This window comes from Bartonella sp. AP1QHHD (assembly GCF_042196265.1).
GTDB lineage: Bacteria > Pseudomonadota > Alphaproteobacteria > Rhizobiales > Rhizobiaceae > Bartonella.
On record NZ_JBHIPW010000028.1, the window covers coordinates 1 to 5,708 of the forward strand.

The 5,708-nt window shown below is 44.7% G+C and carries 6 protein-coding genes and 1 pseudogene; all 7 read left to right on the plus strand.

The features are described from left to right. Positions 1 to 498: hypothetical protein (locus ACFIME_RS03260; RefSeq protein ID WP_375684474.1), on the plus strand; the 498-nt coding region annotated here is incomplete at its 5' end. Then, positions 488 to 2,434 carry a phage terminase large subunit family protein gene (locus ACFIME_RS03265; protein WP_375628335.1) on the plus strand — a complete coding sequence of 649 codons (1,947 nt, stop codon included), beginning with the start codon at positions 488 to 490 and terminating at the stop codon, positions 2,432 to 2,434. The genes ACFIME_RS03260 and ACFIME_RS03265, both read left to right, overlap by 11 nt. Before the next feature lie 3 nt (positions 2,435 to 2,437). Beyond that, positions 2,438 to 2,686: a phage head-tail joining protein gene (locus ACFIME_RS03270; RefSeq protein WP_375612364.1), complete on the plus strand. Its 249-nt coding sequence runs from the start codon at positions 2,438 to 2,440 to the stop codon at positions 2,684 to 2,686. After that, positions 2,686 to 4,230 (plus strand): phage portal protein, encoded by a 1,545-nt coding sequence (locus ACFIME_RS03275; RefSeq protein WP_375613965.1) that lies wholly within the window; start codon positions 2,686 to 2,688, stop codon positions 4,228 to 4,230. Before ACFIME_RS03270 ends, ACFIME_RS03275 begins: the two co-directional genes overlap by 1 nt. Continuing rightward, entirely contained in the window at positions 4,220 to 5,293 is a 1,074-nt protein-coding gene (locus ACFIME_RS03280; protein ID WP_375684475.1) for a S49 family peptidase, read from the plus strand. Before ACFIME_RS03275 ends, ACFIME_RS03280 begins: the two co-directional genes overlap by 11 nt. A gap of 110 nt (positions 5,294 to 5,403) precedes the next feature. Continuing rightward, positions 5,404 to 5,556, plus strand: coding sequence for a hypothetical protein (locus tag ACFIME_RS03285; protein WP_246350187.1), 153 nt, complete (start codon positions 5,404 to 5,406; stop codon positions 5,554 to 5,556). After that, positions 5,553 to 5,708 (plus strand): annotated as a pseudogene (locus ACFIME_RS03290) (head decoration protein); the annotation flags it as partial. The gene ACFIME_RS03285 and the pseudogene ACFIME_RS03290, both read left to right, overlap by 4 nt.

Sequence of the window (5,708 nt, forward strand, 5' to 3'; positions counted from 1 at the left end):
GTGGTTTCTCGGATAAAGACAGGTAAATTTGATGCGGCTCTTTTTGAAGATGGTTCTGTCAATGAAGCGCTTGCAACAGCTATCTGGAATGAGAATCCAACAAAGCGCCCTGCTCCATTTTTAGCACCGGATGGTCAACCGCAGACAAAGATCAAACAAGCCTCCACAGATGGAGCCAATGAATACAAGATAAAACTAGAGCGGATGCAAGTTGCGCTAGCAAAAGAAAAGATTGCTCTGGAAAAGTTACGCGAAACCACTGTTGATCGTGAAGAAGTGAGAAAAGAAGCATGGAACTTTGGAAGAGCGCATCGAGATACAATGCTCAATTTTGCCTATCGCTTTGGTACTGAAATTGCGGCGCAAGTGGGATGTGATGCTGCGAGCCTTATTGGAGCTATCGATCATCATATGCGCAAAGCTTTAGTGGAAAATGTCGTCCCTGTTTCTTTTCACGATCCCAACACTTTAGAAGAGAATCCAGAACATGATAAGTGATGCTTCGCCCTCGTCCTCTGGTGCTGGGCTCTTTTTTTGCTATGCGAATGAAGGACGCCGTCCTGACCCGCCTTATACTGTTTCCCAGTGGGCTGATAAAAATCGTTATTTGAGCACAGTTACGAGTGCTGAGCCTGGATTATGGAGGACTATACGTACCCCCTATTTACGAGAGATCATGGATAATCTTTCTGTTTATGATCCGACTGAAACAACGGTTGTGATGAAGGGGGCTCAGATTGGAATGTCGGAAGCAGCGTTGAACTTTTGTGGTTATGCCATTCATCATAGTCCAGGACCTGCCCTTTATGTAATGCCGACAGTTGAGACCGCTAAGAAACTGTCAAAGTCTCGTCTTGATCCGATGATTTCAGCTAGCCCTGCTTTAAGTGAACGCATTGCTCCTGCTCGTGCAAGAGACAGTGGAAATACAATGTTTTCAAAGGAATTTTATGGGGGGACATTGATGATTACAGGAGCAAATAGTGCTGCTGGATTGCGTTCTTCTCCTATTCGCTATTTGGTTTTGGATGAAGTCGATGCTTACCCATTGAATGTCGATAATGAAGGCGATCCTGTAACAATTGCGGAAAAACGAACCTCTGCTTTTATTCAACGTAAAATTTTTAAATTGTCCACGCCGACACACCGTGACACAAGCCGTATCGCCAAGGATTTTGTGCTAGGTGATCAGAGATATTACAATGTCCCTTGTGATGCATGTGGTGTTCTACAACCCATTGTTTGGTCACAAATTAAGTGGCCAAAAGGCGCCCCCGAAAAAGCTGTTTTTGTTTGTGCGCATTGTGGTCATGAACATGCCGAACATCGTAAGTCCACCTTAATGGCAGAAGAAAACGGTGCTTGTTGGATCGCAACACAGGAGTCAAGTAAGCCTCGTCTGCGTTCTTACCATATTTCAGCGCTTTATTCGCCATGGCTGACTTGGGGCGATTGTGCGCGCGAATTTTTAAGAGCCAAAGAAGACCCTGCTCTTTTGCAAGTTTTTATTAATACAGTGCTTGGAGAGCCATGGGAGGACAGAACAGGCGAAGTTGTTGATCCTGATAGCCTCTATGCAAAACGCGAAGATTATCCCCTTGCACCAGAACAATCCGTCGTGTTGACAGCTGGTATTGATGTGCAAAATGACCGCTTGGAACTTGAAGTGGTGGGATGGGGGCGTAGTGAAGAAAGTTGGCATATTGATTATCAAGTGATCCTTGGTGATCCCTCTTCTTTTGAAGTGTGGGACCAATTGGATGAATATCTTGCAAAACGTTGGCCGCATCCAGGCTATAAAGAGGGGATTAGGATAACAGCGGCTTGCATTGATACCGGTGGTGGACACACACAGGCAGTTTATAATTATGTACGCCCGCGTGAAGGGCGGCGTATCTGGGGCATTAAGGGGCAAGCGGGATGGCGTGCGGTATGGCCACGCCGACCAAGCAAAAACAATAAAGGACAGATTAATCTCTATATTGTTGGTGTTGACGCGGCAAAAGATATTATCACGGCACGGTTTAAAAAATCGGGACCTGAAGCATCAGGGGCTGGTGCAACACACTTTCACAAAAGCCTTGACCAGGAATATTTTGACCAGCTAACCGCTGAAAGAAAAGTCATCAAATATTTCAAAGGCTTCAAGCGTATTGAATGGCAAAAAAGTGAAAAGGCAAGAAACGAAGCCTTGGATTGTAGGGTCTATGCTTATGCGGCTTTACAAGGTCTGATTTCGGCGGGAATAAACCTTAATCGAGAAGTTGATATCTTAGAAGAGCGTTTGGAAAAACTTAAAATTGAAGGTTCTGTAGAGCAACCAACATCTGGGATTTCTTCATTCACTTCTCCAAGAAGATCTCAGATAGCAAAACCTCAAAGGAAACAATCCAGAACAGTGATGAATCCTTATATGCGAGGGGATTGGAGGTAATTTGTGGGTGAAACTTTAGAACCAATTAACAGCAAAATTGACAGACTGGAAAGTTTAAAAAGGCGGCGTGAACAAATTGAAGAGGCTCTTTATTCGGGTGCGCAATCAGTGCGTCACGGCGATAAGCAAGTCAGCAATCGTTCTGTTGAGGAACTTCGCAGAGCGCTTGAGATGCTGAACATACAAATAGCCAACCTTGAAGGGCGCAAGCGTTCACGCGTTTTCTATTTTAATATATCACGAGGCTATTAATGGCTGGTTTTTTCAATAAACTCACAGGCTTTTTTACAATTTCTCGTCAACACAATCCGCCTTTTGAAGCTGCAAGTAAAAGCCGCCGTATGGGTGGTTTTGACCCCGCAAAAAAACATATCAATAAAGCGATTGAAGAATGTGGTGATACCATTGTTGCTCGTTCAAGATGGCTTTATGATAATGAATCTCTTTATGGGTCTGCAACGGAAGAATGGGTCTCTGCGGCTGTTAGTGATGGGATTAAACCTTATCCTCGTATTGAAGGTTTTCAAGAAGAAAAGAAAAAGCTTTTAGACTTATGGTGGCAATGGGTTGATGAGGCGGACTATGATGAAGATGCCAATTTTTATGGACTTCAAGCAACCATTGCACGAGAAGTCTTTCTAACTGGTGAATGTTTTGTAAGACTACATTATGTTGACCTCTACGGGCGCTCTGGTGTGCCGCTTCAATTACAAGTTTATCCCACCGAAATGTTAGACCTTACTTACAATGGACCGGCTGATATTGAAGGCAATTACATTCGTATGGGGATTGAATTTAATGCCAGTGGCAAGCGCGTTGCTTATCATTTCTGGGAACATCACCCCTATGATGATGTCCCTGCAAATATGGCATTTGAGAGCCAAGAGCGCGTGCGTGTCCCTGCTGAAATGGTCATTCATATCAAAGAGCGCCGTATTGCCGGACAATTGCGCGGTTCTCCAAAAATAACGCGCGCTATGACAAAGATCTTTCAACTCGAATCCTATGACGACGCAGAACTCGATAGAAAAAGGACGGCGGCTCTTTTCGCGGCGTTTGTCAAGGACAATTCACCAAACGTCGAAAAATTATCCGATAATCGTGATAAAAACAACGTTGAAGAAGAATACAAAGCACCTGTCATTGCGCCCGGTGCATCTCTTTATTTAGGAGAGAATAAAGAAGTTACATTCTCAAATCCTGTTGAGGTTGGTGGCTCTTATGAGGCTTTTCAATTTCGCAATATCTTGAAAATTTGTGCAGCACTTAATATGCCTTATGCCGTTGTGACTGGAGACGTTACGCGGGGGAATTTTTCAAATGTACGCACCTCCATCATTCAGTTTAGACGGCACGTCAAACAATGGCGTGAACATATTATTGCCTTTCAGTTTAACCGCATTGTTTGGGAGCGTTTTGTTGAAATGGCAGTGCTTGCTGGATGCGTCAATTTGCCAGGGTGGGAAGAAAATTCCTTGCCATGGCTTCAATGTGAAAGCTTTGCACCCCCGCTTGAAATGATTGATCCAAACAAGGATATCTCAGCGGAAAAAGAAGAAATTCGTGCAGGCTTGAAAACACGACGCATGGCACTTGCCGAGCGTGGCTTTGATATCGACAGCATTCATGCCGAACTGCAAGAAGAGCACACAGACGCTCGTGCGCGCGGCTTATCTTTTGACACGGATATGGCAGCGACCTCTGATAGCAATCAAGTAATTGATACCGCAGATTCAGAACCTTCTGAAACTTATGAAAGTAACCAAGGCAGTGAGGCACATAAAAATGGTGAATAATCTTGATATGCCGTTTTTGGCATCACGGCTTTTTGGGGTTCCTCATATGCTTGCATCGACAAAACTTGATGTCATTTTGAATGCTCTTGCACCGCGTCTTTTTGAGGGAGAAAAGTTTCCCATTGAAGCTTATTCGCAAGAGAATACAGAAGCTTTAAGACCCCCTGAAACTTATGTAGTACAAAACAATGTTGCCATAATACCGGTTCATGGCACGCTTGTGCGCCGTGGTGCATGGCTTGGGGCTTTATCGGGGCTAACCTCTTATGAAGGTTTAAGGGCTTCTTTTCGTGAAGCCATTGCACAACATGATGTTCGCGCTGTTTTATTTGATATTGATAGCGGCGGTGGAGAAGCCGGTGGTGTGTTTGATTTGGTTGAAGAGTTTCAAACACTCTCAAAACAATACGACAAGCCCATTTGGGCACATGCCAATGAGTTTGCTTGTTCTGCAGCTTATGCCATTGCTTGTGCGGCTTCTCAAATATGGGTAGCTCGCACAGGGGTTGTGGGCTCGATTGGGGTTGTTTGTGCCCATCTTGACCAATCTCGTGCGGATGAAAAACACGGGCATAAATGGACCTTTGTCTTTGAAGGTGATCACAAAACCCATGGCAACCCTCATGAACCCTTGAGCGATACAGCACAGATAAAAATGCAAGCCGATTGCGCCCTGCTCTACGAGATGTTTGTCGATTTGGTGGCGCAAAACAGACGCTTAAATGCTGCTGCAATTCGTGACACAAAAGCAGAAACTTTTATAGGCACCCAAGCGATCACGCTTGGATTAGCAGATGCGCAGGGCACCCTTGCGCAAGCTTTGGAAGCCTTAACGGATTCCATATCACAAAACCCAACATCAACAGAAAAAGAAGGACAAAACACATGGCACGCACACAATACCGCGCTGAAGAAGATGATGACGAAAAGATCGTCGACATCATCAATGACGAGGAAGAGGACGAAGACGATAGTGACATCGACAAAAACGCCGAAGACTTCGACGATGAAGAAGAAAACGAAGATGAAGATGAAGACAATGAGGACAAGCAGGAAAACATAAAAGCTGCTCTTGAAAAAGAAAGAAAGCGCGCAAAAGCACTAACAACCCTTGAAAGGCAAGCAAAGCACTTAGGCGTTTCTTTTGACGCAGCAAAAGCTATTCAAAACGGTATGAGTGTCGAGAAAGCACGCCAGTGTGTGTTGACGGCTGCTAGCTCTCAAAGCGCGTCTTTAAAAGTCTCGCCTTATACCCCTCATAGTGATGGGACGAGCAAGGCAAAGATTTATGCAAAATGGGAAGCAGCTTGGAGGGCAGTGAAATGACGAATATTATTTATGACGACGTACGCAATGGCGCTTATCTTGGACCCTACGACCCCGATATGTCAAATGAAGAAGTGCTGTTTGCATCAGGAGCATTCATTGAAGCTGGAACTGTCATGGGGAAAATTACAGCATCACAAAAATATACCCCC